General features: G+C 71.0%; 19 protein-coding genes. 5 read left to right on the top strand and 14 right to left on the bottom strand.

Translation table 11 applies throughout. The annotated features are described in order from the left end of the window. From ilvN to AB0H84_RS13015, 4 genes are all read right to left on the bottom strand, one after another. A complete protein-coding gene (gene ilvN / locus AB0H84_RS13030) occupies positions 1–525 on the bottom strand; it encodes an acetolactate synthase small subunit (RefSeq protein WP_357602590.1) in 525 nt (174 codons plus the stop codon). Then, a complete protein-coding gene (locus AB0H84_RS13025) occupies positions 518–2,257 on the bottom strand; it encodes an acetolactate synthase large subunit (protein ID WP_357602587.1) in 1,740 nt (579 codons plus the stop codon). Before AB0H84_RS13025 ends, ilvN begins: the two co-directional genes overlap by 8 nt. A gap of 204 nt (positions 2,258–2,461) precedes the next feature. Beyond that, on the bottom strand, positions 2,462–5,053 hold the full coding sequence (locus AB0H84_RS13020) for an EAL domain-containing protein (protein WP_357602584.1): 2,592 nt from the start codon (positions 5,051–5,053) through the stop codon (positions 2,462–2,464). A gap of 260 nt (positions 5,054–5,313) precedes the next feature. Next, the gene (locus AB0H84_RS13015) at positions 5,314–6,132 is read right to left on the bottom strand and encodes a 2-hydroxyacid dehydrogenase (protein ID WP_357602581.1); all 819 of its coding nucleotides are present in this window, start codon (positions 6,130–6,132) and stop codon (positions 5,314–5,316) included. A 128-nt stretch (positions 6,133–6,260) separates the two neighbouring features. Here AB0H84_RS13015 and AB0H84_RS13010 point away from each other — a divergent pair, with 128 nt between their 5' ends. Then, positions 6,261–7,307, top strand: a complete 1,047-nt coding sequence (locus AB0H84_RS13010; protein WP_357602578.1) for a PQQ-dependent sugar dehydrogenase — start codon at positions 6,261–6,263, stop codon at positions 7,305–7,307. Positions 7,308–7,331: 24 nt separating this feature from the next. On the opposite strand, the gene AB0H84_RS13005 is transcribed toward AB0H84_RS13010, so the two are convergent. The 3 genes from AB0H84_RS13005 to AB0H84_RS12995 all read right to left on the bottom strand — a co-directional run bounded on the left by AB0H84_RS13005 (position 7,332) and on the right by AB0H84_RS12995 (position 11,665). Beyond that, positions 7,332–9,344 (bottom strand): VanW family protein, encoded by a 2,013-nt coding sequence (locus tag AB0H84_RS13005; RefSeq protein WP_357602575.1) that lies wholly within the window; start codon positions 9,342–9,344, stop codon positions 7,332–7,334. Between the two features lie 93 nt (positions 9,345–9,437). Continuing rightward, positions 9,438–10,094, bottom strand: a complete 657-nt coding sequence (locus AB0H84_RS13000; protein ID WP_357602572.1) for a response regulator — start codon at positions 10,092–10,094, stop codon at positions 9,438–9,440. Beyond that, on the bottom strand, positions 10,091–11,665 hold the full coding sequence (locus tag AB0H84_RS12995) for a sensor histidine kinase (protein ID WP_357602569.1): 1,575 nt from the start codon (positions 11,663–11,665) through the stop codon (positions 10,091–10,093). The genes AB0H84_RS13000 and AB0H84_RS12995 overlap by 4 nt, the downstream gene beginning before the upstream one ends. A gap of 136 nt (positions 11,666–11,801) precedes the next feature. Here AB0H84_RS12995 and AB0H84_RS12990 point away from each other — a divergent pair, with 136 nt between their 5' ends. From AB0H84_RS12990 to AB0H84_RS12980, 3 genes are read left to right on the top strand one after another with little or no spacing between them, the layout of a single operon-like run. Next, positions 11,802–12,773, top strand: coding sequence for a tripartite tricarboxylate transporter substrate binding protein (locus AB0H84_RS12990; RefSeq protein ID WP_357602566.1), 972 nt, complete (start codon positions 11,802–11,804; stop codon positions 12,771–12,773). After that, entirely contained in the window at positions 12,773–13,258 is a 486-nt protein-coding gene (locus AB0H84_RS12985) for a tripartite tricarboxylate transporter TctB family protein (RefSeq protein ID WP_357602563.1), read from the top strand. Before AB0H84_RS12990 ends, AB0H84_RS12985 begins: the two co-directional genes overlap by 1 nt. After that, on the top strand, positions 13,259–14,767 hold the full coding sequence (locus AB0H84_RS12980) for a tripartite tricarboxylate transporter permease (protein WP_357602560.1): 1,509 nt from the start codon (positions 13,259–13,261) through the stop codon (positions 14,765–14,767). A 21-nt stretch (positions 14,768–14,788) separates the two neighbouring features. On the opposite strand, the gene AB0H84_RS12975 is transcribed toward AB0H84_RS12980, so the two are convergent. From AB0H84_RS12975 to gatC, 4 genes are all read right to left on the bottom strand, one after another. Continuing rightward, complete coding sequence (locus AB0H84_RS12975; protein WP_357602558.1) at positions 14,789–16,129, bottom strand: MFS transporter; 1,341 nt, start codon at positions 16,127–16,129, stop codon at positions 14,789–14,791. Positions 16,130–16,335: 206 nt separating this feature from the next. Continuing rightward, positions 16,336–17,823 carry an Asp-tRNA(Asn)/Glu-tRNA(Gln) amidotransferase subunit GatB gene (gene gatB / locus AB0H84_RS12970; RefSeq protein ID WP_357603041.1) on the bottom strand — a complete coding sequence of 496 codons (1,488 nt, stop codon included), beginning with the start codon at positions 17,821–17,823 and terminating at the stop codon, positions 16,336–16,338. 2 nt (positions 17,824–17,825) lie between these two features. Then, the gene (gene gatA, locus AB0H84_RS12965; protein WP_357602555.1) at positions 17,826–19,316 is read right to left on the bottom strand and encodes an Asp-tRNA(Asn)/Glu-tRNA(Gln) amidotransferase subunit GatA; all 1,491 of its coding nucleotides are present in this window, start codon (positions 19,314–19,316) and stop codon (positions 17,826–17,828) included. Beyond that, a complete protein-coding gene (gene gatC / locus AB0H84_RS12960; protein ID WP_344991736.1) occupies positions 19,313–19,612 on the bottom strand; it encodes an Asp-tRNA(Asn)/Glu-tRNA(Gln) amidotransferase subunit GatC in 300 nt (99 codons plus the stop codon). The genes gatA and gatC overlap by 4 nt, the downstream gene beginning before the upstream one ends. Positions 19,613–19,769: 157 nt before the next feature. Here gatC and AB0H84_RS12955 point away from each other — a divergent pair, with 157 nt between their 5' ends. After that, the gene (locus tag AB0H84_RS12955) at positions 19,770–20,231 is read left to right on the top strand and encodes a hypothetical protein (protein ID WP_357602552.1); all 462 of its coding nucleotides are present in this window, start codon (positions 19,770–19,772) and stop codon (positions 20,229–20,231) included. On the opposite strand, the gene AB0H84_RS12950 is transcribed toward AB0H84_RS12955, so the two are convergent. The 3 genes from AB0H84_RS12950 to AB0H84_RS12940 form a co-directional block, all read right to left on the bottom strand. Continuing rightward, positions 20,215–22,287, bottom strand: coding sequence for an EAL domain-containing protein (locus AB0H84_RS12950; RefSeq protein ID WP_357602549.1), 2,073 nt, complete (start codon positions 22,285–22,287; stop codon positions 20,215–20,217). The two genes, AB0H84_RS12955 and AB0H84_RS12950, sit on opposite strands and share 17 nt — an antisense overlap. 249 nt (positions 22,288–22,536) lie before the next feature. Then, the gene (gene ligA, locus AB0H84_RS12945) at positions 22,537–24,726 is read right to left on the bottom strand and encodes an NAD-dependent DNA ligase LigA (RefSeq protein ID WP_357602546.1); all 2,190 of its coding nucleotides are present in this window, start codon (positions 24,724–24,726) and stop codon (positions 22,537–22,539) included. A 58-nt stretch (positions 24,727–24,784) separates the two neighbouring features. After that, positions 24,785–25,189 carry a hypothetical protein gene (locus AB0H84_RS12940; RefSeq protein WP_357602544.1) on the bottom strand — a complete coding sequence of 135 codons (405 nt, stop codon included), beginning with the start codon at positions 25,187–25,189 and terminating at the stop codon, positions 24,785–24,787.

The raw sequence follows: 25,189 nt of genomic DNA, 5'->3' as shown, positions 1-25,189 counted from the left end.
TCAGGCGGTACGGTCCAGTGCCCTGAGGGACCGGTCGGTGATGGAACGGGCGCCGCGGCCGATGGCCACCATGCCCGACTGGACGAGTTCTTTGATCCCGAACGGCTCGAGGACCTTGACGAACGCCTCGAGCTTGTCGGGAGTGCCGGTGACCTCGATGGTCACGGCGTCGGCGGCCACGTCGACGCAGCGGGCGCGGAAGAGGTTGACGAGCTCCAGCACGTGTGAACGGTTGTCGGAGTCGGCCTTGACCTTGATCAGCATCAGCTCGCGCTGGACCGACTGCGAGGTGTCGAGCTCGACGATCTTCAGGACGTTCACCAGTTTGTTGAGCTGCTTGGTGACCTGCTCGAGCGGCAGCTCCTCGACGCTGACCACGATGGTCATGCGAGAGATGTCGTCGTGCTCGGTCGGCCCCACTGCCAGCGAGTCTATGTTGAAGCCTCGCCTGCTGAACAGCGCGGACACGCGCGCCAGCACGCCCGGCTTGTTCTCGACGAGCACCGACAGCGTGTGTCTACTCATCCTCGTTCTCCCACTTCGGCGCCATGTCCCGGGCGATCTTGATGTCGTCGTTGCTGGTGCCTGCCGCGACCATGGGCCAGACCATGGCGTCCTGGTGGACGACGAAGTCGACCACGACGGGCACGTCGTTGATCTCCATGGCCTTCTTGATCACGGCGTCCACGTCCTCGGGACGCTCGCACCGCAGGCCCACACAACCATAGGCCTCGGCCAGCTTGACGAAGTCCGGGATGCGGCGCGTCGTCTGCAGGTTGGTGTTGGAGTAACGCTGGTCGTAGAAGAGCGTCTGCCACTGGCGGACCATGCCGAGATTACCGTTGTTGATGACGGCGATCTTGACCGGCACCCCCTCGATGGCGCAGGTGGCCAGCTCCTGGTTGGTCATCTGGAAGCAGCCGTCACCGTCGATGGCCCACACCGTGGCGTCGGGGCGGCCCATCTTGGCGCCCATCGCGGCCGGGACGGCGAAGCCCATCGTGCCGAGGCCCCCGGAGTTGATGAACGTGCCGGGCTTCTCGTAGCCGATGAACTGCGAGGCCCACATCTGGTGCTGCCCGACCCCGGCCACGTAGTACGCGTCGGGCCCGGCGATGGCGCTCAGCCGCTCCATCACGTACTGCGGCGCCAGCGAGCCGTCCTCGAACGTCTCGTAGCCCAGCGGGTACGTCTTCTTGTAGCCGTTGAGGATCGTCCACCAGGCGCTGTAGTCGCCCTTCTGCCCCGACGCCTGGATGGCGGCGACGAGGTCGCCGATGACCTCCTTGCAGTCGCCCACGATCGGCACGTCGGCGTGGCGGTTCTTGGAGATCTCCGCCGGGTCGATGTCGGCGTGCACGACCTTGGCGCGCGGCGCGAACGACGACAGGTCGCCGGTCACGCGGTCGTCGAAGCGCACTCCCAGGCCGATGATCAGATCGGACTGCTGGAGCGCGGCCACGGCCGAGACGCTGCCGTGCATCCCCGGCATGCCCATGTGCTGCGGGTGGCTGTCGGGGAACGTGCCCCTGGCCATCAGGGTCGTGACGACCGGGATGTCGGTCAGCTCGGCCAGCTGGAGCAGCTCCGGCGACGCACCGGCCTTGTGGACGCCGCCGCCGACGTACAGGACCGGCCGCCTGGACTCGGCGATCAGCTTGGCGGCCTCGCGGATCTGCTTGGAGTGCGGCCTGGTGACCGGGCGGTAGCCCGGGAGCTGCATGGTCGGCGGCCAGCTGAAGGTGGTCTCGGACTGCAGCGCGTCCTTCGAGATGTCCACGAGCACCGGGCCGGGACGGCCGGTGGAGGCGATGTGGAAGGCCTCCATGATCGTACGGGCGATGTCCCCGGGGTCTGTGACCAGGAAGTTGTGCTTCGTGATCGGCATGGTGATGCCGGAGATGTCGGCTTCCTGGAACGCGTCCGTGCCGATGGCCGCGCTGGCCACCTGGCCGGTGATCGCCACGATCGGCACCGAGTCCATGTACGCGTCGGCGATCGGCGTCACCAGGTTCGTGGCGCCGGGGCCGCTGGTCGCCATGCACACCCCGACCTTGCCGGTGGCCTGCGCGTAGCCCTCGGCCGCGTGACCCGCACCCTGCTCGTGGCGTACGAGCACGTGCCGGACCTTGGTCGAGTCGTAGAGAGGATCGTAGGCCGGCAGAATGGCACCGCCCGGGATCCCGAACACTGTGTCGACTCCAACGTGCTCCAGCGCCCTGACCAGGGCCTGTGCACCTGTCATCCGTTCGGTCATCGGCTCGTTCCTTGCGTGGCTACTCGCTTAAGGACATAAAAAATGCCCCTGCCCACCGGGGGGTGGGCCTGGGGCGGCGCGCAGGTCGTCGTGCTTCGCTATCGGCCTGCGCGCCGGCGAAGTACTACGAGAATCTCACTGCGAAGCATGGCAAACACCATAGCCGCTCCGAACGCGTTGGTGCCAACTTCGTGGACACTTGTCTCAAACAGTGAGACTCGTACGCATCAGGGAGTCCACCCCTCGCGCCGCCATCGGCCGTGCCACCAGGAACCCCTGCCCCTTGGTGCACCCCATCCGCTTCAGCAGCTCGAGCTGCTCGGGACGTTCGATGCCCTCGGCCACCACGACCAGCCCGAGGTCGTGGCCGAGCCGGACGATCGTCCGGGTGAGCAGGGTCAGCGTGTCGTCCGTGCCGAGCCCCGACACGAACGACGGATCTATCTTGATCATGTCGACGGGGAGCTGCCGCAGGAAGGCCAGCGACGCGTAGCCCGTACCGAAGTCGTCGATGGCCAGCCGCACCCCGAGGGCGCGCAGCTCGGAGAGCCGCTTGATCGTCTCCTCGGCATCCTCGACCAGCATCTCCTCGATCACCTCGAGGGTGAGCGCGGAGGCGGGCAGCCCGCTCTCCGTCAGCGCCTCCTCGACCGTCTCCACGAAGCGGGGCGCGGTGATCTGGCGGGCGGACAGGTTGAGCGACAGCCCGATGTCCCAGGACGAGGCCCGCCAGGCGGCCACCTCGCGGCAGGCCTCGCGCAGGATCCACTCGCCCAGCGGCACGATCAGCCCGGTGTCCTCGGCCGGGCCGAGGAACTGCTCCGGCGGCACGAACACCGACCCGCGCCACCAGCGCACCAGCGCCTCGACCGCGGTGACCCGCGACGTGGCCAGGTCGACCACCGGCTGGTACTCGATCGCGAACTGCTGCTCGATCAGCGCCCGCTGCAGGTCGGCCGCCAGCTCCAGCCGGCGCACCACGTCGGCGTGCATCTGCGCGGCGAACACCTCGACCCGCCGCCCGCCCAGCTCCTTGGCGCGTGCCATGGCGACGTCCGCGTTGCGGATCAGGTCGCCGGCGGGCATGCCGTCCTCGGTGAAGGCCACGCCCACGCTGGCGGTCAGCGCAACGTCGCGGTCGGCGACGCGGAAGGGCTCCTGCGAGACCGCGCGTACGAGCCGCTCGGCCAGGTCAACCGCGATCTGCGCCTCGCCGCCCGTCTCCACGAGCACGGCGAACTCGTCGCCGCCCCAGCGGGCCAGCGTGTCGTCGCTGCGTACGGCGCCGCGCAGCCTGCGCGCCGCCTGGCCGAGGAGGTAGTCGCCGCTGGCGTGGCCCACCGAGTCGTTGACCGAGGTGAACCCGTCGAGATCAAGGAAGATCACCGCGACGTGCCCCGAGGCGCGCCCCGAGAGCACCTCGCGGGTGCGCTCCTCGAAGTAGGCGCGGTTGGGCAGCCCGGTCACGCCGTCATGGAAGGTCAGGTGGGCGACCTGGTTGCGCAGCGCCTCCTCGTCGCTGATGTCTCTGGTGGTCACCAGCATCAGGTCGTCGCCGCCGACGTGGCGGGTGGCGACGGACTCGGTGGGCCGCCAGGTGCCGTCGGCCGCGCGCACCCGGCAGGCGATCAGGCAGGCGCCCGGCGCGCTGTTGTCCTCGTCGAGGTGCATGGCGCGGAGCGCGACCTGGATGCCGGGGACGTCCTCCGGGTGGATGTAGTCGAAGATCGACCCGCCGACCACGTCGTCGGGGCGGTAGCCGTACGTGGCCTCGACCCCTGGGCCGATCTGGCGCACCACGCCCTCGTAGTCGCAGGTGAACACCACGTCGCCGGTGCTCTCGGCCAGGTCCCTGAGCTGCCGCTCGCCCAGCTTGACCCGGCCGCGCAGGCGCACGTTGGCCACCGAGACCACGAACAGGCGCACCAGCAGGAGCAGCACCACGGAGACCGCGACCACGACGACGCCGGTCACGGGCCGTTCGGGGCGCTCGCCGGCCAGGTGTGCCAGCCACGTGACGGCGGCCACGGCGACCAGCGCCAGCGGCACGAGCGCGACCACGTTGCCGACGGCGGACCTGTCCAGCTCGCGCGCGGGCGGCCCCCAGGGCACGGCGGCGAGCAGCAGGAACGCGACGGGCGCCAGCATGACGCTCCAGACCTGCGGGTTGCCTCCGTCGAGCCTGGCCACCGCCGCCGCCAGGCCCGCCACGGTCATGGTGGCGAGCACGCCGACGCCGGCCAGCGCCAGCAGCCAGGAGGAGGCCCGGCTGGTCAGCACCGACGGGATCACCGCGCACGTCACCAGCAGCGCGATCATCGGCGGCAGCATGACCAGCGTGAACGCCGCCGGATCGGCCGCGTCGTCGTAGACGTGGCGCAGTGCCACGACCCAGCCGATCAGGAAGATCGAGGCGGCGCACAGGTAGGAGTCGGTCACATGCCGTAAAACAATCCTGGCCGGGAACCTGCGGTCGGCGGCGATCAGCGCCCCGCCGGCCGTGACCACGGTGCCGAGCAGCACGAACAGGTCCGCGAAGCTGACCACGAAGCTCTCGGCGAACGGGCGCAGCGCCACCCCGGCGGCCCAGATGACGGCTCCGCCGCCCATCCAGCGCGCGCCGAGCGACATGGAGCGGTCCGCCGCCGACCTCACCGAGGCCAGCAGCAGGGAGCCGGCGGCGATCAGCGCGGCCAGCCCGCCGGCGACCGCGCCGGTGACCAAGGCCTGACCGCCTACGCCGAGCGCAGCGGCGAACGCCACCGCGCCTGCCGCCGCAGCGGCGGTAAGCGGCACCCGTGGATCACGCCAGCGGATCACAGTCGTTGCCCATCCCGTCTCGAACTCTGCACCGGTGACCGCCGAGGCCCGGCCGATCACTTCGCCAGTGTGTGCGGTCGTGGGTGCGCGGGTGGTGACAACGCCGATGTCGTCACCGATCTGATAACCACACAGACCAATTACCGCCAAGAGCTCCTTGACAGCGAGTCAGGAACTCCCTGCAAGTGCCACGGTACGCACCGAAGGTCACGGACCAGCCACGGTCCGGGATCCTCTCAGTACGCGTCCGTTATGACGTTGACCAGCGGCTCGCCTGCGAGGTGACGCAGGAGCTGGGCACGGATGAGCCGTAGCGTGCGCCGCCCCGACGCCGGAGTGCTGCCGGCGATGTGCGGGGTGATCAGTACGCCCGGAGCGCTCCAAAGGGGGTGGCCCTCCGGCAGCGGCTCGGGCGCGGTCACATCCAGCGCGGCGCGTAGCCTACCGGTTTTGAGCTCCGCGATCAGCGCGTCCGTGTCGACGATCCCGCCCCTGGCGGCGTTGACGAGCACGGCGCCGTCCTTCATCCGGGCCAGGAACGCCGCGTCGACCATGCCCGCGGTGTCGGCGGTGGCGGGCACGAGCAGCACCACGACGTCCGCCTCCGGCAGCAGCGCGGGCAGCTCCTCCATGGCGTGCACGCCCTCGCGGGCGCTTCTGGCCACGCGTACGACCTCCACCTCGAACCCCTCGAGCCGCCTCTCGAGCGCGGCGCCGATGGAGCCGTGGCCGACGATGAGCACGGTGGAGTCGGCCAGCACCCCGGTGTGGTGGTAGGTCCACTCGCCCCTGCGCTGCGCGTCCACGAACCCGGGGAACTCCCGCAGCACCGCGATCATCGCGCCGACCGCCCACTCGGCGGTGCCGGCGTCGTGCACGCCGCGCGCGTTGCACAGCACCACGCCCGCCGGCATGTGCGGCAGGTACGCCTCCACACCGGCGCTGACGGTCTGCACCAGCCGCAACGAGCTCATCCTCGCCAGCGTCCCTGGCACGTCGGGCACGGTGACGAGCGGCGGCACCCAGACCTCGACCTCCTCGATCCCTTCCGGCATCGGGGACGTTCCATCGTAAACAGCACATTCAACCCCAGGCAGGTCAGAAAGAACATCAGCCACAGAAGCGGACGGAACCCAGGTCTTCATGCCGAGAACCTTACGGCTCGCCGGGAAGTATGAACCACATGAGGAAGCTCTGGACGATCATGCTCATGGCCGTGCTGACAGCCTGTTCCAGCGGCCTGGCCAGTGACGGGGACGTGCCCCCCACCGCCTCGGGCGGCAGCGGGGAGCCGAAGGACGTGGTGACGGGGCTGGCCGTGCCGTGGGCGATCGCGTTCCTCCCCGGAGGGGACGCGCTGGTCACCGAGCGGGACTCGGCACGCCTGCTGCGGGTCCGCCCGGACGGGAAGGTGACGTCGCTGGGGAAGATCCCCGGCGTGCGCCCCGAGGGGGAGGGCGGGCTGATGGGGGTGGCCGTCAAGGGCGATCAGGTCTTCCTCTACTACAGCGCGGACCAGGACAACCGGATCGTGCGCTACCGGCTCTCGGGCGACCGCCTCAGCGATGAGCGGGTCCTGGTGCGCGGCATCCCGAGGGGCGGGATCCACAACGGCGGACGGCTGGCGTTCGGGCCCGACGGCTACCTGTACGCCTCCACCGGGGAGACGGGGAACGACCGGCTCGCCCAGCAGCGCGACTCGCTCGGAGGCAAGATCCTGCGCATGACCGCGGACGGCGCCCCGGCCCCCGGGAACCCGTTCGGCACGCTCGTCTACAGCTACGGGCACCGCAACGTCCAGGGGCTGGCCTGGGACCCGTCCGGTCGGCTGTACGCCACCGAGTTCGGCCAGAGCACCTACGACGAGGTCAACCTCATCAAGGCGGGCGGCAACTACGGGTGGCCGGAGGTCGAGGGGCAGGGCGACGATCCCCGCTTCGTCAACCCCATCGTCACGTGGTCCACCGGCGAGGCGTCCCCCTCGGGCATGGCGTACGCGAAGGGCTCGCTGTGGGTGGCGGCGCTGCGGGGCCAGCGCCTGTGGCAGGTGCCGCTGAAGCCGGACGGGTCGGCGGGCAGGCCCGTCGCCCACTTCACCGACCGCTACGGCCGCCTGCGCGCCGTCACGTCCGCCCCTGACGGCACGCTGTGGGTCGGGACCAGCAACAAGGACGGCCGCGGCTCCCCGCGCCCCGGCGACGACCGCATCCTGTCGATCACGCCCTCATGACCGGGCGCGCGTCCTCCCAAGGGATCAGTTGGTCGCCGTGCAGGTCGTCTGAGGCTGGGCACGGTACTTGGTGGTCACCTTCTTGTCCTTCTTGACCACCTTGCCGTCCTGGTGGAACACGCGCGTGACGTCGATCGTGAACCCCTGCTGCCCCGTGGTGGCCACGCAGCCGGGCTCCGAGCTGGTCTCGCTCCGGAACGGCACGAAGTCCCGCTTGTCGGACTCCACCGCCTCCACCTCGTCGTACCGCTTGGTGCTCCACAACGTGACCGTCACCGACGTCTCCGTGAAGGCCGTCTTGATCAGCACCCCGTACTCGGAGTCGTTGCGCCACTTCAGGTCCGTGTCCGGATACAGCAGCGTGACGTCCCGGCCGGCCGGGTAGCGGGACGAGAAGTAGTCCATCGGCTTGTGCTCGACGAGATCGAACCCGCCGAAGAACGCCGCGTTGTACATGGCCGTGGCGAACTGCGACACGCCGCCGCCCACGATGTTCACCATCCGGCCGCCGACGATCTGCCCCGCCTCGACGTACCCGTCCTCGACGGTGCGCTCCCCCACGGCCTCGTTGATCGAGAACGTCTCCCCCGGCTTGACGAGGCGCCCGTCGAGCTCCTGCGCCATCCGCTGGATGTTCTTCACCCGCGGCTGGCAGCAGTCGAACGTCGTGTTGAACGAGCCCACGACCTCCTTGATGCCGAGGCCGCGTACCTGGGAGGTCGTGACAGCGGGGGCGACGGCGCCCAGCCGGACGGCGACGGTACGGCTACCGCCCTGGTCGAACACCCGCTCGGCATCCCTGGCCAGCAGCTTGTCGTTGACGCCCCGGCCCGTGCGCGCGGGCACCAGCACCGGCTTGCCGTCGACGATCTGGTACGTGGCGTCGCGCGGCTGCTGGGCGGCGTCCACGAGGCTGCTCTCCACGGTGGCCAGCACCGCTTTGGCGTCGAACGAGGGCGCGAGCCCGCCGGAGCCGTCGGAGGCGTAGGTCAGGTTGGCGGCGATCATGACCGGGGAGATCTGCGCCTGCTTGCCGTCCAGGGTCAGCGTGAGGGGCGCGGAGACGGCCTGCTTCGCCTTGGCCAGGGCGGCCTCGACGGCCTGCGGAGTGGTGACGGGCTTGGCGGGGCGCAGCGTCAGCGCGACGTTGCCGCCCCCGCGCAGGAAGGCGTCACCGATCCTGCGTACGGCGTCCTCCCGGTCGAGCAGCACGCCGTCCTCAGGTTGGCGGGCCTTCGGCTGCAGCCCGGCGAAGAACACCCGGCCCTCGCGTGGCTTCTTGTCGACGCCCTCCGCCAGGCCCTCGACGGTCCTGGCGAGCTGGGAGGAGTCGAGGTTCACCTTCGGCTGGAGCTCGGTCCTGCCGGTCAGCCCCCGCCACACCTCCTGCGGGCTGGGGAAGCCGCTGGGCGCCTGCCCGATCGTGCTCACCACGTCGAGCTCGAGCCCGGCCTCGTCGGGCTGGATGGTCTCCTTCTTGCCGCCGATGTCGACCACGACCGGCTCGCTCAGCCTGGTGGCCAGCTGGGTGCGGAGCTTGTCGGCCGCCTGGGTGACGGTCAGCCCGCCGATGTCGACGCCCGCGACGTGGGTGCCGCGCAGCACGGAGCCCGACATGAGCACGGCGGGCACGACGTACGCCAGTCCCGCCAGGACCACGACGAACGCCAGCAGGCCCGGCAGCAGGCGGCGCTTCCTGGGCGGCTCGGGCTCGTACGCGGGCGGGCGCTCCGCGGGCCCGGCCGTGCCGAACACGGGGGAGGACGAGCCCGGCGGCTGCTTGTCGGTCATCGGCCAGGGCTGCGCCGGCGGCGCCACAGGGGGCAGCGTGCCGCCCGAGGGACCGCCCGGGGCGCTCGGGCCCTGCCCGGGGCCTGGGGCCGGCCGGGGCTCCTGTCTGTCCGGCGGGCCGAAGATGTCCCGGGAGACGCCCGGGGGAAGGCCTTCGATCCGCGGCTTCTTGGAGACACCCGACGTCGGTAACGGCACCGAGGCGAACGGGTCGGTCGGTGATTCGATCGGTCCGGCGTTACGCACGCCTCAATCTCCTCCCGGGTCCGCGGCCAAGTCTCAGGCAACAGTAAGGCACGAGGATCCGCATATGTCACGGGAAATGGCTACGGAAGTGTGTCAACCTAGCCACCGGTAGCGATGTTCCGGTCGGCCGGCCGTGCCGTACCGCGGCCGGAGCTCGGCCTGACCGGCCGCGCACAGATATTCGAGATAGCGGCGGACGCTCACCCGCGACAGGCCCGTGAGCTGGGCCGTCTCGGTCGCCGACAGGTCGCGGCCCGCTTCCCGCAGGGTATCGGCGACCAGCGCGCACGTAGCCGCGGACAACCCTTTCGGCATGGGTGCGGTGGTTTTGGGGCTGCCGAAGAGCCGGTCCACGTCGTCCTGGCGGGCCTCGGGCCCGATGGCGGTCAGGCGCCTGCGGGTGTCGGCGTACTGCTGGAGGCGCTCGGTCAGGGCGGCGGCGGTGAACGGCTTGATGAGGTAGTTGACGGCGCCACCGCGCATGGCCTCCCTGACGGTGGACACGTCGCGGGCGGCACTGATCATGAGGACGTCCACGTCGTGGAGCTGCTTGAGCACCTCCAGCCCCGACATGTCGGGCAGGTAGATGTCGAGCAGCACGAGATCGGGCCGCTGCTCGGCCACCGCGGCCAGCGCGTCGGCCCCGTTGTGCGCGACGGCGACGACCTGGAAGCCCGGCATGCGGGAGACGTATCCGCTGTGGATGCGGGCCACCATGAAGTCGTCGTCCACGACCAGCACCCGGATCATGACGGGGCCTTCGCCGGGAGCAGGGCGGTGAAGACCGCGCCGCCGGAGTTGCGTACGCGTACCCAGCCTCCCCTGCGCAGGCACGCCTGCCGGGTCAGCGCCAGCCCGAGCCCGCGCTGGCCCGCGCGGGCGGCCTTGGTGGTGAACCCCTCCCTGAACACCTCTTCCACCAGGTCGGGCGCGATGCCGGGCCCGGAGTCGCCCACCCGCACGCGCAGCCCGTCGGCGTCGGCCTGCACCGACACCTCGATCGTGCCCTCCGCGCCGTCGAGGGCGTCGATGGCGTTCGCGACCAGGTTGCCGACCACGAGGACCGCGTCCTGCGGGTCGCCCAGCGTGCCCTCGGGCACGCAGGAGTCGTCCGACAGCACGAGCCGGGCGCCGCGCTCGGCCGCCTCGGCGGACTTGGCCAGCAGCAGGGCGGCCAGGGTGGGCTCCTGGACGCGCTCGCGCAGGTCGGTGATGTACGTGCCGCGGGTGGTCCGGGTGATGAAGCCGATGGCCGCCTCGTGCTCGCCCAGCTCCAGCAGCCCGACGACGGTGTGCATGCGGTTGGCGAACTCGTGCGCCTGGGCCCGCAGCGCCTCCGTCGCGCTGCTGGTGTCGTGGAGCTCGCGGGCCAGGCGGGTCAGCTCGGTGCGGTCGCGCAAGGTGACCACCCAGCCGCGCTGCCGGCCGCGTACCCAGACCGGGGTGCGGTTGAGCACCAGCACGCGCTCGCCGTGCAGCACGACGCGGTCCTCGCCCGGGTCGGCGCCGCCGAGCACGTCGCGCATGCGCTCGGAGACGGGCATCTGGGTCAGGTCCTCGCCGACGTCGCCGAGCAGCTCGCGGGCGGCGTCGTTGACCAGCGTGACGCGCCCGTTGAGGTCGAGCGCGAGCACGCCCTCCTTGACGCCGTGCAGCACGCCCTCGCGCTGCTCCAGCAGTGCGGCGATCTCGCGCGGCTCCAGCCCGAACGTCTGCCTGCGCACCCGCGCGGTGATCACCGCGGCCAGCGTCACCCCGGCGAGCAGCACGGCCAGCGCCGTCCAGATGAGCGGCGGGAGGGCAGCGCCGAGCTGGCCGACGACCGTGGTCTCCAGCACGCCGACCGAGACGAGGCCGATCACGTCGCCGTATTCGTCGCGGATCGGAGCCTTGCCCCTGACCGTGGTGCCGATCGTGCCGGTCTCGGTGCCGACCCAGCTCCTGCCCGTCGTGAGGACGTTGGTGCCGTCGGTGGAGAGCTGTTTGCCGATCAGTGAGGCGTTGGGGTGCGCGTAGCGCTTCTGCTGGTCGTTGGCGATCACGACGTAGTCGGCGCCGGTCTCGTGCTGCACGCTCATGGCCAGCGGCTGCAGCACCGTCTCCGGGTTCCTGAGTCTGAACGCCTCCCGCACCGCGGGGAGCCCCGCCACGGACTGCGCGATGGCCAGCGCGCGCTGCTGGTGCAGCGAGTCGAGCTGGTCGCGCGTGTGCTCGGCCCACACTCCCGCCGTGCCCCCGACGGCGAGGATCACGATCACCATCTGGAGCACGAACAGCTGGGTCCCGAGGGAGGCGTCGCGTACCCGTCTCACCTTGCACATGGAAACAAACGCAGGTCACGGGCAGGTCGCGACCAATACGACCACTATGACGGCAAGCGTGCAAAGCCTCGACGCGAGCGGGCCAGGGCTTCACGATCCCAGTTTTACAACCGTGAAATCCCCCCCAGGAGTGATCATGCGCTTGCGCGTACTCGCCGCCTTCGCGGCACTCTCCCTCGCCGCGCTGACCGGCTGCGGCGCATCCGGCACCGGCGCCTCCGCCGGCGGCCCGCTGCGGATCATGGCTCCTGCCGCGCCCGGCGGCGGCTGGGACCAGACCTCCCGCATCGCGGAGCAGGCGATCAAGGCCGCCGACTCCAAGCGCAAGGTCGAGGTGTACAACGTGCCCGGCGCGGGCGGCACCATCGGCCTGGCGCAGCTCGCCGGCGAGAAGGGCAACGGCAACCTGCTGATGACCATGGGCCTGGTGATGGTGGGAGCCATCGAGCAGAACAAGTCCAAGGTCACGCTCTCCGAGACCACGCCCATCGCCAAGCTGACCGAGGAGTACGAGATCGTCGTGGTCCCGGCCGAGTCCCCGTACAAGACGCTGGCGGACCTGGTGGCGGCCTGGAAGGCCGACCCCAAGAAGGTGTCGATCTCGGGCGGCTCCGCGGGCGGCACCGACCACATCGTGGCCGGCCTGATGGCCAAGGCCGCGGGCGTGGACCCCAAGCAGGTCAACTACATCGCCCACTCGGGCGGCGGCGAGGCGCTCAACGAGCTGCTCGGCAACAAGGTCAGCGCGGGCATCTCGGGCGTGGGCGAGTTCGCCGAGCACGTCAAGTCCGGCAAGCTGCGCGCCCTCGGCGTGACCGCCGGCCAGCGGGTCTCCGGCCTGGACGCCCCCACGCTGAAGGAGGGCGGCCTGGACGTCGAGCTCTCCAACTGGCGCGGCTTCGTCGCCCCCGGCGGGCTCTCCGACGCCGACAAGAAGGCGCTGACCGACCTGGTCACCAAGATGCACGACTCGCAGCCCTGGAAGGACGCGGTGGCCAAGAACGGCTGGATCGACTCGTTCCAGACCGGTCAGCAGTTCGCCGACTTCCTGAACGCCGAGCAGACGCGGGTCAAGGGCATCATCGCCGAGATGGGGCTCGTCTCCTGATGGCGCGCTGGTGGCGGCCCGAGCTCGGGCTGGCGGTCGTGGTGCTGGCGCTGGGCGTGTTCGTCGTGATCGGCACGCTCGACGTCTCCGCGGCGGCCTCGCAGCTCGGCATCGGGCCGCGCTTCTTCCCCATGCTGGTCGGCGGCGCGATGGTCCTCATCGGCCTGTTCTACGTGGTGGACGTCGTCCGCGGCGGCCACGGCGATCCCGAGGAGAGCGAGGACGTGGACGTGGACGCGCCCGTGGACTGGCGGAGCGTCGGGCTGGTCAGCGGCATCTTCCTGGCGTTCGCGGCGCTCCTGAACGTGGTCGGCTGGATCATCGGCGCGAGCCTGCTCTTCTTCGGCCTGTCGCTGGCGCTGGGCGCCGAGCACAAGCTGCGGGCGGCCGTGGTCTCGGTGGTCATGGGGCTCGCCACGTACCTGCTGTTCGTCAAGGGCCTCGGCGTGTCGCTGCCGGGCGGGCCGCTGGCGGGGGTGATCTAGGTGGAGTCGCTGCAGCTCCTGCTCGACGGCTTCGGCGCCGCCCTCACCCCCGTCAACCTCGTGTACGCGCTCGTCGGCGTCACGCTCGGCACCCTGGTCGGCGTGCTGCCCGGCATCGGGCCCGCGATGACCGTGGCGCTGCTGCTGCCGATCACGTTCACGGTGCCGCCGGCCAGCGCGTTCATCATGTTCGCGGGCATCTACTACGGCGGCATGTACGGCGGTTCGACCACCTCCATCCTGCTCAACACGCCCGGCGAGTCCTCCTCGATGATCACGGCGCTGGAGGGCAACAAGATGGCCCGGCGCGGCCGGGCGGCGCAGGCGCTGGCCACGGCGGCCATCGGGTCGTTCGTGGCCGGCACGATCGCCACGGCGCTGCTGGTCGTGGCCGCGCCGGCGGTGGTGAGCTTCGCGATCTCGTTCGGCCCCGAGGACTACTTCGCGCTGGCGATCCTGGCCTTCACCGCCGTGTCGTCCGTGCTGTCCCGCTCGGTCGTGCGCGGCCTGGCCTCCCTGGGGCTCGGGCTGGTGATCGGGCTCGTCGGGATCGACCAGCAGACCGGGCAGGCCCGGCTCACGCTGGGCATCCCGCAGCTGCTGGACGGCATCGACGTGGTGATCGTCGCGGTCGGCCTCTTCGCGCTCGGCGAGGCCCTGTACGTGGCCTCGCGGCTGCGTCACGGGTCGCCCGAGGTCGTGCCGGTCGGCCGCGCCTGGATGGGCCGGTCCGACTGGCGGCGCTCGTGGCTGCCCTGGCTGCGCGGCACCGCGCTGGGCTTCCCGTTCGGCGCGCTGCCCGGGGGCGGGGCGGAGATCCCCACGTTCCTGTCGTACGCGGCCGAGCGGCGGCTGGCGCGCGGGGTCGCCAAGGAGGAGTTCGGCAAGGGGGCCATCGAGGGCGTGGCCGGGCCCGAGGCGGCCAACAACGCCTCGGCGGCGGGCACCCTCGTCCCGCTGCTCACGCTGGGGCTCCCCACGTCGGCGACGGCCGCGATCCTGCTGGCCGCCTTCCAGCAGTACGGGCTCCAGCCAGGCCCGCAGCTGTTCGACCACAACCCGGCGCTGGTGTGGGGCATGATCGCGTCGCTGTTCATCGGCAACGCGATGCTGCTGGTGCTGAACCTGCCCCTGGCGCCCCTGTGGGCCCGTGTCCTGCGCATCGAGCGTCCGTACCTGTACGCCGGGATCGTGCTCTTCGCCGCCCTCGGCGTCTACGCCCTGAACGGCACCGTGGTCGACCTCGTCGTGCTGTACATCCTGGGCCTCCTGGGCTACGCCATGCGCCGCTTCGGCCTTCCCGTGGCCCCGGCGGTGATCGGCATGATCCTGGGGCCGATGGCGGAGATCCAGCTCCGCCGGGCACTGGCCATCGGGGCGGGCGACGTGACGGTGCTGGTGAAGAGCCCCGTGGCCGTGGGGCTGCTGGTCCTGGCGCTCCTGGCCCTGCTCGCGCCGGTGTTCAGGAAGCTGTCGGCCCGCGGCCGCGCGACCGCGCCGGTCGAGTGAGCTCGGTCCGGCGCCGCGCGGTCACGCCGGTCGGGTGAGCGACGCTGGAGAGGGTTCCGCCGGCACGGCGGAACCGCTCTTCGCGGAGCGCGGGGCGATCGCCAGCCCGGCGAGCGCCATGACGAGCGTGGCGGCGAACACCGCCCAGTAGCCGGACCCGGCGGCCGCGAACAGCGCGCCGGTGACGGCCACCGCCACCACCGAGAACACCGACTCCCCCACCTGCAGCGCCGAGCTGTTCTTCCCCTGCTCGCCGGGGGCCGACAGCTCCAGCGTGAGGACCGACAGCGTCGGGTACACGAGCCCGATCCCGAACCCGGTGATGATCCACGCCGGGTACGCCACTGCCACCGGCACCGCGGTGAACGTCACCGCGCCCATGAGCAGGATGCCGAGCGCGATCGCGGCCGAGCCGAGCCGCAGGTTCGTCATCTGGCTGAAGGTCTCGCGCCCCTGCAGCCACGACGCGAACGACCAGGTCAGGGAGCCGCCCATGAGGGCGAACCCGGCGGTCAGGGCGGACAGGCCGCGCTCCTCGATGAGCATGAGCGGCACCATCACCTCGGCCGCGAAGAACGCCCCGGCGGCCAGGCCGCGCAGCCCCACCACGGCAGGCAACCCGCGAACGGCACGCAGCGTGCCGGCGGGCAGCAGCCTGGGCAGGGCCACGGCCAGCACGACCAGGCCCGCGATCAGGAGAGGCAGCCGCCCGTCGCTGCCGTACTGCATGAGCCCCGCCCCGACGGCGGTCACGGCCGCCCAGGCGATCTTGCCGGGCAGGCCGGGCACTGGCTCGGCCTGCCCGCCGCTCAGCGGCTGCCCGGCCAGCCCGCGCAGCAGCACCAGGCCGCCGGCCACGGTCAGGATCGGCACCATCAGGAACACCCAGCGCCAGCCGAGCGTGTCGGTGACCACGCCCACGATGGCCGGCCCCACCATCGAGGGCACCACCCACGCGGTCGCGAACAACGAAAAGATCTTGGGATGCAGGCTCTCGGGATAGACCCGGGCCACCACCACGTACATCGCCACACTGATCAGCGCGCCGCCGAACCCCTGCAGGAACCGTCCGGCGATCAGCACCTCCATGCTCGGCGCCAGCCCCGCCACCGTCAGCCCGCCGACGAACCCGGCGACGCCCGTCCACAGGGGCGCCAGCGGGCCGCGCACGTCGGCCCACCGGCCGCCGAGCACGGTCCCGACCACACTGGCGGCCATCGCGCCGCTGAACGCCAGCCCGTACAGCTCCAGCCCGCCGAGATCCTTCGCCACGACCGGCATGGCGATGGCGACCGCCATGTACTCGAAGGCCACAAGCGACACCAATGCCACCAGGCCCGCCGTCAACGCGCTCCTCGTCATGCGGCGAACCTACGGCCACCGGCCCCCGCCCACATCCAGCGGGGGTCGTACTTCGCCACCGGCAATTGGACCTAGGACCGCCACCGCCGGGGCCCGTCCGCCGCCTTCGAAGCGCGTCCGCCGCCTTCCGGGGGCTCATCCGCCGTCCGGCACAGCACGAAGGCCCCGCCACCCATGGCGGCGGGGCCTTCCTGCGACAGCGGCGACTACTCGGAGACGCCCAGCTTCTCCAGGATCAGCTGGCGGGCGCGGGCCGCGTCGGCCTTGCCCCTGCTCGCCTTCATGACGCCGCCGACCAGGGCGCCCGCCGCGGCGATCTTGCCGGACCTGACCTTCTCGGCCGCGTCGGCGTTGTCGGCCAGGACCTGGTCGATGATCGCCAGCAGCTCGCCCTCGTCGCTGACGATCTGCAGCCCGCGCTTCTCGACCACCTCGTCGGGGGTGCCCTCACCGGCCAGCACGCCTTCGAGCACCTCGCGCGCCAGCTTGTCGTTGAGCGCGCCCGAGGCCACCAGCTCGGTCACCCTGGCGATCTGGGCCGGGGTGATGGGCAGGTCGGCCAGCGGGGTGCCGGTCTCGTTGGCGCGCCTGGCCAGCTCGCCCATCCACCACTTGCGCGCGTCCGCCGGCGGGGCGCCCGCCGCGACCGTGGCCTCGACCAGCTCGATGGCGTCGGCGTTGTGCATGGCCTGCATGTCGAGGTCGGACAGGCCCCACTCGGCCTGCAGCCGCTTGCGCTTGACCGACGGCAGCTCGGGCAGCGCCGCCTTCAGCTCGGCCACCCAGGCGGGGTCGGGCTCGATCGGCACCAGGTCGGGCTCGGGGAAGTAGCGGTAGTCCTGCGCCTCCTCCTTGGACCGGCCGGACGTGGTGGTGCCGGTGTCCTCGTGGAAGTGCCGGGTCTCCTGGATGATCTTCCCGCCGTCGGCCAGGACGGCCGCCTGCCGCTCGATCTCGCTCCGCACGGCCCGCTCGACGCTGCGCAGCGAGTTGACGTTCTTGGTCTCCGTACGGGTGCCCCACTCGGACGAGCCGCGCGGCATGAGCGACACGTTGACGTCGCAGCGCAGCGAGCCCTCCTCCATGCGCACGTCGGAGACGCCGAGCGAGCGCATGATCTCGCGCAGCTCGGTGACGTACGCCTTGGCCACCTCGGGCGCGAGCCGGTCGGTGCCCGGGATGGGCTTGGTCACGATCTCGACCAGCGGGATGCCGGCGCGGTTGTAGTCGACGATCGAGTAGTCGGCCCCGTGGATGCGCCCGGTCGCGCCGCCCACGTGGGTGGACTTGCCGGTGTCCTCCTCCAGGTGGACCCGCTCGATGCCGATCCGCACGGTCTTGCCCTCGACCTCGACGTCGAGGTAGCCGTCGAAGCAGAGCGGCTCGTCGTACTGCGAGATCTGGTAGTTCTTCGGCATGTCCGGATAGAAGTAGTTCTTCCGGGCGAAGCGGCACCACTCGGCGATCGAGCAGTTCAGCGCCAGGCCGATGCGGATGGTGGACTCGATGGCCATGGCGTTGGCCACCGGCAGCGACCCGGGCAGCGCCAGGCAGGTCGGGCAGACCTGCGTGTTGGGCGGCGCGCCGAAGGCGGTCCTGCACCCGCAGAACATCTTCGACGCGGTGCCCAGCTCGACGTGCGTCTCCAGGCCGAGCACCGGCTCGAACCGGTCGAGCGCTTCGTCATAGACCATGGTCATAGCGACGGGGCCTCCTTCAGCAGCGGGCCGCCCCAGCGGCTCTCCAGGGCCTTCTCGACGGCGGCGCCGACGCGGTAGCAGCGGTCGTCGGCCAGGACCGGCGCCATGATCTGCAGGCCGACCGGCAGGTTGTCCTCGTCGGCCAGGCCGACCGGCACCGACATGGCCGCGTTGCCCGCCAGGTTGGACGGGATGGTGCACAGGTCGGCGAGGTACATCGCGATCGGGTCGTCGGTGCGCTCGCCGATCGAGAACGCCGTGGTCGGCGTGGTCGGCGACACGAGGACGTCCACCTGCTGGTAGGCGGCCTCGAACTCCCGGGAGATGACCGTGCGGACCTTCTGCGCCTGGCCGTAGTAGGCGTCGTAGTAGCCGCTCGACAGCGCGTACGTGCCGAGCATGATGCGCCGCTTGACCTCGGCACCCAACCCGGCGGCCCGGGTCAGCGCCATGACCTCCTCGGCGCTGCGGGTGCCGTCGTCGCCGACGCGCAGGCCGTAGCGCATGGCGTCGAAGCGCGCCAGGTTGGACGAGCACTCCGACGGCGCGATCAGGTAGTAGGCGGGCAGCGCGGTCGTGAACGACGGGCAGGAGACCTCGACGACCTTGGCCCCGAGCGACTCGAGGAGCTGGACGGCCTCGTGGTAGCGGGCCAGCACGCCGGCCTGGTAGCCCTCGCCGGCGAACTCCTTGACGACGCCGATCCGCATGCCGGCGATGTCGGCGTTCTTGGCGGCCTCGACCACGCTCGGCACGGGCGCGTCGACCGAGGTGGAGTCCATCGGGTCGTGCCCGGAGAACGCCTCGTGCAGCAGCGCCGCGTCGAGCACGTTACGCGCGAACGGACCCGGCGTGTCGAGCGAGCTGGCGAACGCGATGAGCCCGTAACGGGACGAGCCACCGTACGTCGGCTTCATGCCCACGATCCCGGTCACCGCGGCGGGCTGCCGGATCGAGCCGCCCGTGTCGGTGCCCGTGGACAGCGGCGCCTCGTACGCGGCCACGGCGGCGCTCGAGCCGCCCGACGAGCCGCCCGGCACCTTGGACAGGTCCCACGGGTTGCGGGTGACGTGGTAGGCGGAGTTTTCCGTGGAGGAGCCCATGGCGAACTCGTCCAGGTTGGTCTTGCCGAGGAAGACCAGCCCGGCCTCGCGCAGCCGCGCGGTGACGGTCGCGTCGTACGGCGGGCGCCACCCCTCGAGGATCTTGGACGCGGCCGTCGTGGGCATGTCGCGCGTGGCGAAGATGTCCTTGTGCGCGATCGGCACGCCGGCCAGCGGCCCGAGCTTCTCGCCCGCCCGCAGCCTGGCGTCGACGGCCCGCGCCTGCTCCAGCGTCGTCTCGCGATCGACGTGGAGGAACGCCTGGATCTTGGGCTCCACCTCGGCCATGCGGTCGAGGTGCGCCTCGGCCACCTCGACGGCCGACACCTCGCCACCGGCGATCATCGATCCCAGCTCGGCGGCGGTCTTACGGATCAGGCTCATGCCTCCTCCCCGAGGATGCGCGGCACCCGGAAGCGATCGTCCTCGACGGCGGGCGCGCCGGAGAGCGCCTGGTCGGGAGTCAGGGACTGTCGCACCTCGTCGGCACGGAAGACATTGGTCAGCGGAAGCGCGTGCGACGAAGGCGGCACATCCTCGGCGGCGACCTCGGCCACCTTCGCGACCGCCTCGATGATGGCATCGAGTTGGGTGGCGTAGTGGTCGAGCTCGTCGTCGGTGAGCGCCAGCCTGGACAACCGGGCCAGGTGTGCGACCTCGTCGCGGGTTATGGCGGACATGAGTCGGTTAACCCGTTTCGTGGATGGAGTCTTTGGACACTGCCATCCTAGGGGGCTTGACGTAGCGCGCCCGAACCATTAACCGCCCTGCAACGAACGATGCCCTTCGCCCATTCGTTGCCAGACCGGGGATTCCTTCGATGGACGGAGGCCGGCCGTGGAGCGGAACGGCTGCGGTGCGGGATGCCTGGTGGTGCTCATCGCGGTGACCATGCCGCTGATGCTCCTCGCCGGCGTGCTGCTGGCGGCCTACACCGTGTCCGCAGCGCGCCTGGAGTACCGCGCCGCACGCGAGGAGGGCACGCTGGGCGCCTTCACGGCGACGCGCCTGGACTGCTCCGGCCGCGGCCCCTGCCACTGGCAGGGCGTCTTCGAGTCCGTCGAGCGCACCCGGCAGGACGCGTGGATCTACGGATACACACCTGCCGAGCTGGCGGAGGGCGACCGCGTACCGGCCCTGGACGCGGGCCATGAGGTCAAGGTGTTCCGTCCGGGCCACTATGACTGGCCTGGGGTGCTGATGCTCGCCGGCCTCTCGCTCGCCGCCCTGCTCCTGCCCTTCCATCTGCTCCGGCGCACTCTGCGGAAGCGCGGGAAGCGCGTCAGGCCGAGCGGCTGACCTCGGGCCGGTAGCTGTACTCGATGCCGGGCCCCGCGCCCGCGTGCTCCCTGAGCCAGACCGTGGCGTCGGCGGCGGGCATGGGCCGGCCGAACAGCCACCCCTGCCCCATGTCGCACCCCATTTCCGCCAGCCTCATCGCCACCTCGTCCGACTCCACGCCCTCCGCGACCGAGCGCAGGCCGAGCGAGCGGACCAGGTCGACGATCGAGCGGACGATCCGGTCGTCGTCCTCGGACTCGGCGATCCGGCGTACGAACGAGGCGTCGATCTTGACCTCGGACACCGCCAGGCGCTGGAGCCTGATGAGCGAGGAGTAGCCGGTGCCGAAGTCATCGAGCGCGAGCGGCACGCCCAGCGTGGCCAGGGCCTTGATCGTCTCCTGGGTGTACGCCTGGTCGCCCGTCAGGATGCGCTCCGTCACCTCCAGCTGGATGGCCCCGGGCGGCAGCCCGTAGGTGGCCAGGCCCTCTTCCAACCGCTCCGGCAGGGCCGAGTCGAGCAGGTCGCGGGCCGAGATGTTGACGGAGATCGGCACCCGCATCCCCGTGTGCCACCAGCGGGCGCCCTGCTCGAGCGCCGCCTCGATGACATACGCCGTGAGCGGCCGCATCAGGTACGACTGCTCGGCCAGCGGGACGAACTCCGACGGCGGGATCGGCCCGTGCACCGGGTGGTGCCAGCGCAGCAGGGCCTCGACCCCCTGGACGGCGCCCGTCTCGAGGCTGACCTTGGGCTGGAAGTGCAGGCGGAGCTCGCGGCTGTCGATCGCGCGGCGCAGGTCGCCGAGCAGATTGAGGCGCTCCGGCGAGTTGCGGTCCTTGTCGGGCTGGTAGAGCTCGACGCCGCTGCGCCCCTCCTTCGCCAGGTACATGGCCACGTCGGCCCGCTGCAGGAGCAGCTCGAAATCGGGGGCGTGATCCGGATAGAGGGCGATCCCCACGGAGCCGTCCACGTCGAAGGTCATGCCCTCCAGCCGGACCGGCTCGGTCAGCGCCGCACGCAGCCGCGCCGCGACCTCCCTGGCCGCGTGGGCGTCCCTGATCGAGGGCAGCAGCACCGCGAACTCGTCGCCGCCCAGCCGCGCCACGACGTCGCCCGGCCGTACGGAATGGGTGAGCCGGTGCGCGACCATCTGCAGCAACCGGTCGCCCACCGGATGCCCCATCGTGTCGTTGACCTCCTTGAACCGGTCGAGATCGAGCAGGAACAGGCCGACCCGGTCCTCCTGCCTGGCCTCGGCCAGCGCCTCCTCCGTGCTGACGATGAGCATCTTGCGGTTGGGCAGGCCGGTCAGCTCGTCGTGCAGGGCCTGGTGGTCGCGGCGCATGGAGAGCGTGGCGGTGAAGTAGACGGCGGTGAGCGGGGCGACGAACAGGGGCACCAGTCCGGGCGAGTGCTCCATGACCACCACGACCAGGGGCGCCAGGCCGAGCAGCCCGGCGTACACGAGGGCCTGCGGGCCCACCGTGGCCTTGAGCACCCGCGCGATCGAACGCCGCTCGTGCAGCGCGACCGCGCCGCACACGAGGGTGGCCCTGGTGGCGAAGTACGCGACCCCGGCCAGCGCGATGGCCGGCAGGTCGCCGCCGCCCGGCACCCAGGGCAGGGCCGGGCTCGGCACGATGCCGAACAGCCCCAGCACCACGGCCGCCGCGGTGAGGGCGAGCGTCGATTGCGCGATGTTGAACATGACCCGATGCCACGACTTGCGCGTCACCACCCCGTTCATGGCGACGGCGACGGCCTGCATCAGCACCGCGACGGGCAGCCCGTAATGCAGCAGCACGGCGAAGGTGAACATCGTGGACGGGTACGTGCCGCCCACGGCGGTGGCCGAGGAGACCATCACGGGCCTCAGCTCGCCCAGGATCGTCAGCACCGACAGCATCCAGAACAGCGACGTGCGGGCAAGCCCCAGCAGCCCGGCTGCGTCCAGCCTGAGCGTGGCCACCACGAGCGCGGTGAAGCCGATCACGGTTATGCCCGCGAGGAACGCCCACAGCGGCGTGCCGACGCGTGGTCCGGTGTCGCGGGTGTCGGTTGGGCCAGTCATCGGTAACAGAACCCCCATTAGGTCACTATGGGAGGGTACGACCTTCACCCCACTTCGCGAAACCAAGCGCGTACGTTCCGTCACTTCTCCTTTCCGACATATACCCAAAAACCACCCTAAGTAGCAAGCCGTACACGCTGCTGGCATGGCGCGGCCCGTGCACCGCACCCCCGGCCGCACTTCGCCCCGGCGCCGCCACGCCGTCCGCTGTGCAAGGAATTCTCGGCCGCCGGCGCCGGCGGCCGAGGGTCAGGCCTCCGGGGTGATCGCGGCCGCGGCCGCCGCCTCCGGGCCGTCCTTCAGGAGGAGCTCGAACCCGGCCCCGTCCAGGATCGGCACCCCGAGGCTCACCGCCTTGTCGTACTTCGAGCCGGCGTTCTCCCCCGCCACCAGGAACGACGTCTTCTTGGACACCGATCCCGACACCTTCCCGCCCCGGCTGGTGAGCGCGTCGGAGGCCGAGTCGCGGGTGTAGCCCTCGAGCGTCCCCGTCACCACGAACGTCAGCCCCGCGAGGGTCTGCGGCCCCTTCTCCGGCGCGGGCTCGTCCTCCATCCGCACTCCGGCGGCCCGCCACCGTTCGATGATCTCGCGGTGCCAGTCGACCGAGAACCACTCCCGGACCGTGGCCGCGACCCGGGGCCCGATGCCCTCGACGGCGGCCAGCTCCTCCTCCGAGGCGTTCATGATGCGGTCGATCGAGCGCATCTCGTCTGCAAGCGCCCGCGCGGTGGGCGGGCCGATGTGGCGGATGGAGAGGGCGACCAGCAACTGCGCGAGCGGCACCTGCTTGGCCCGCTCGAGCTCCTCCATGAGCTGCAGAGCGTTCTGGCTGGGCTTGCCGTCGATGTTGGAGAAGAAGGTGACGACCTTCTCCGCCCCCGTCTTGGGGTCGATCTTGGGCAGGCCGGTGTCCTGGTCGCGCACCACCGACTTGATCGGCAGCAACTGCTCCAGCGTCAGGTCGAACAGGTCGGCCTCGGTGCGCACCACGGGCTCCTGGGGCGGCAGCGGCTGGGTGAGCGCGGTGGCCGCGACGTAGCCGAGCCCGTCGATGTCGAGCGCGCGCCGCCCGGCCGCGAAGAAGATGCGCTCGCGGATCTGGGCGGGACAGCCGCGCGCGTTGGGGCAGCGCAGGTCGGCGTCGCCCTCCTTCTCGTACGCCAGCAAGGTGCCGCACTCCGGGCAGTGGGTGGGCATGACGAACTCCCGCTCCGACCCGTCGCGCAGCGCCGTCACCGGCCCGACGATCTCGGGGATGACGTCGCCCGCTTTGCGCAGCACCACGGTGTCGCCGATGAGCACGCCCTTCTTGACGACGATGGCGGCGTTGTGGAGCGTGGCCCGCTCGACCGTCGAACCCGCCACCACCACGGGCTCCATCACCGCGTACGGCGTCACGCGCCCCGTGCGGCCGACGCCCACCTGGATGTCGAGCAGCTTGGTGTTGACCTCTTCGGGCGGGTACTTGTACGCGATCGCCCACCGCGGCGCCCGCGACGTGGAGCCCAGCTCCCGCTGCGTGCGGAAGTCGTCGACCTTCACCACCACGCCGTCGATCTCGTACGCGGGATCGTGCCGGTGCACCCGGTAGTGCTCGATGAAGTCGTTGATCCCGGTCAGCCCCGGCAGCACCTTGTAGAGGTCGCTGACCGGCAGCCCGAACTCCCGCAGCCGGTCGTAGACCTCGGACTGCGCCTTGGGCACGGGCGAGCCCTCCCAGATGCCGATGCCGTGCACCAGCATCCGCAGCGGGCGCTGGGCCGTGATGCGCGGGTCCTTCTGCCGCAGCGTGCCGGCCGCGGAGTTGCGCGGGTTGGCGAACGGCGGCTTGCCCTGCTCGACGAGCTGCTCGTTGAGCTTCTTGAAGTCCTCGACCGGGATGTAGACCTCGCCGCGCACCTCGACCAGGCTGGGGATGTCGTCACCCTTGAGCCGGTGCGGGACGCCCTTGATCGTGCGGACGTTGGCCGTCACGTCGTCGCCCGTGCGCCCGTCGCCACGGGTCGCGCCCCGCTCCAGCTTGCCGTCGCGGTAGACCAGCGCGATCGCCAGCCCGTCGATCTTCAGCTCGCAGAGGTAGGGCCCCGGGTCGCCCTCGGCCAGCCGCTCGGCCCGCTGCATCCAGGCGGCCATGTCGGCCTCGTTGAAGGCGTTGTCGAGGCTCTCCATCCGGTTGAGGTGCTGCACCTTGGCGAAATCGCCCGACACCGGCGCGCCCACCTTCTGGGTGGGCGAGTCGGGCGTCTGGAGCGTGGGATGCGCCTCCTCCAGCGCCAGCAGCTCCTTGAACCACGTGTCGAACTGGGCGTCGCTGACCGTGGGCTGGTCGAGCACGTAGTAGCGCCAGCGGGCGTCCTCGACCAGCTCGCTCAGCTCGGCATGCCGCTTGAGCGCGGCCACCGGCACTCCCGCCACCTCGGCGCCAGGCTCACTCACCGGGGTCTCCTCTCATCCGACGCCCCTGAGCAAACGCTACCGCCGGGCACCGACAAGCTCAGCCCCCCTGGGCCCAGACTCCTTCCCAGGTCGAGCACTTGCCGGTGGCCTTCGTGGACGTGCCACGGCACACCTTGCCCTCGATGGAGAGCATGTTGCCGGTCGGGAAGGAGAACGCCAGCGGCTTCGTTCCCGAGCAGTTGTGGTACGTCTTGTACCCCTTGCCGCCCTCCTCCTTGACCCACCGGAACGTCAGCCAGGAGCACCCCTTACGGCCCGGGAAGTCGTACAGCTTCCCGTTGACCACGAACCCCGGGCGGTCGTGCACCACCTTCCCCTTGGCCTTGCCCGCCCGGTCGGCGGAGTAGATGGACCCCCAGTTCCACACCTCCGGGTTCGCCAGGGCAGGCGACGCGGAAGCCATCAGTACGGCGGCGGCCGCCGCCACAGTGCGAAGAATCAT

Origin of the sequence: Nonomuraea sp. NPDC050786 (assembly GCF_040654115.1) — a bacterium.
Taxonomy (GTDB): Bacteria; Actinomycetota; Actinomycetes; order Streptosporangiales; family Streptosporangiaceae; genus Nonomuraea.
Note: the sequence above shows the minus strand (reverse complement) of the source record. Positions and strands in the feature narration are given on the sequence as shown.

Coding starts and splice junctions, on each gene's coding strand:
- ilvN (WP_357602590.1), bottom strand. CDS start 525: ATGAGTAGACACACGCTGTCGGTGCTCGTCGAGAACAAGCCGGGCGTG.
- AB0H84_RS13025 (WP_357602587.1), bottom strand. CDS start 2,257: ATGACCGAACGGATGACAGGTGCACAGGCCCTGGTCAGGGCGCTGGAG.
- AB0H84_RS13015 (WP_357602581.1), bottom strand. CDS start 6,132: ATGCCGGAAGGGATCGAGGAGGTCGAGGTCTGGGTGCCGCCGCTCGTC.
- AB0H84_RS13010 (WP_357602578.1), top strand. CDS start 6,261: ATGAGGAAGCTCTGGACGATCATGCTCATGGCCGTGCTGACAGCCTGT.
- AB0H84_RS13000 (WP_357602572.1), bottom strand. CDS start 10,094: ATGATCCGGGTGCTGGTCGTGGACGACGACTTCATGGTGGCCCGCATC.
- AB0H84_RS12995 (WP_357602569.1), bottom strand. CDS start 11,665: ATGTGCAAGGTGAGACGGGTACGCGACGCCTCCCTCGGGACCCAGCTG.
- AB0H84_RS12990 (WP_357602566.1), top strand. CDS start 11,802: ATGCGCTTGCGCGTACTCGCCGCCTTCGCGGCACTCTCCCTCGCCGCG.
- AB0H84_RS12985 (WP_357602563.1), top strand. CDS start 12,773: ATGGCGCGCTGGTGGCGGCCCGAGCTCGGGCTGGCGGTCGTGGTGCTG.
- AB0H84_RS12975 (WP_357602558.1), bottom strand. CDS start 16,129: ATGACGAGGAGCGCGTTGACGGCGGGCCTGGTGGCATTGGTGTCGCTT.
- gatB (WP_357603041.1), bottom strand. CDS start 17,823: ATGGTCTATGACGAAGCGCTCGACCGGTTCGAGCCGGTGCTCGGCCTG.
- gatA (WP_357602555.1), bottom strand. CDS start 19,316: ATGAGCCTGATCCGTAAGACCGCCGCCGAGCTGGGATCGATGATCGCC.
- gatC (WP_344991736.1), bottom strand. CDS start 19,612: ATGTCCGCCATAACCCGCGACGAGGTCGCACACCTGGCCCGGTTGTCC.
- AB0H84_RS12950 (WP_357602549.1), bottom strand. CDS start 22,287: ATGACTGGCCCAACCGACACCCGCGACACCGGACCACGCGTCGGCACG.
- AB0H84_RS12940 (WP_357602544.1), bottom strand. CDS start 25,189: ATGATTCTTCGCACTGTGGCGGCGGCCGCCGCCGTACTGATGGCTTCC.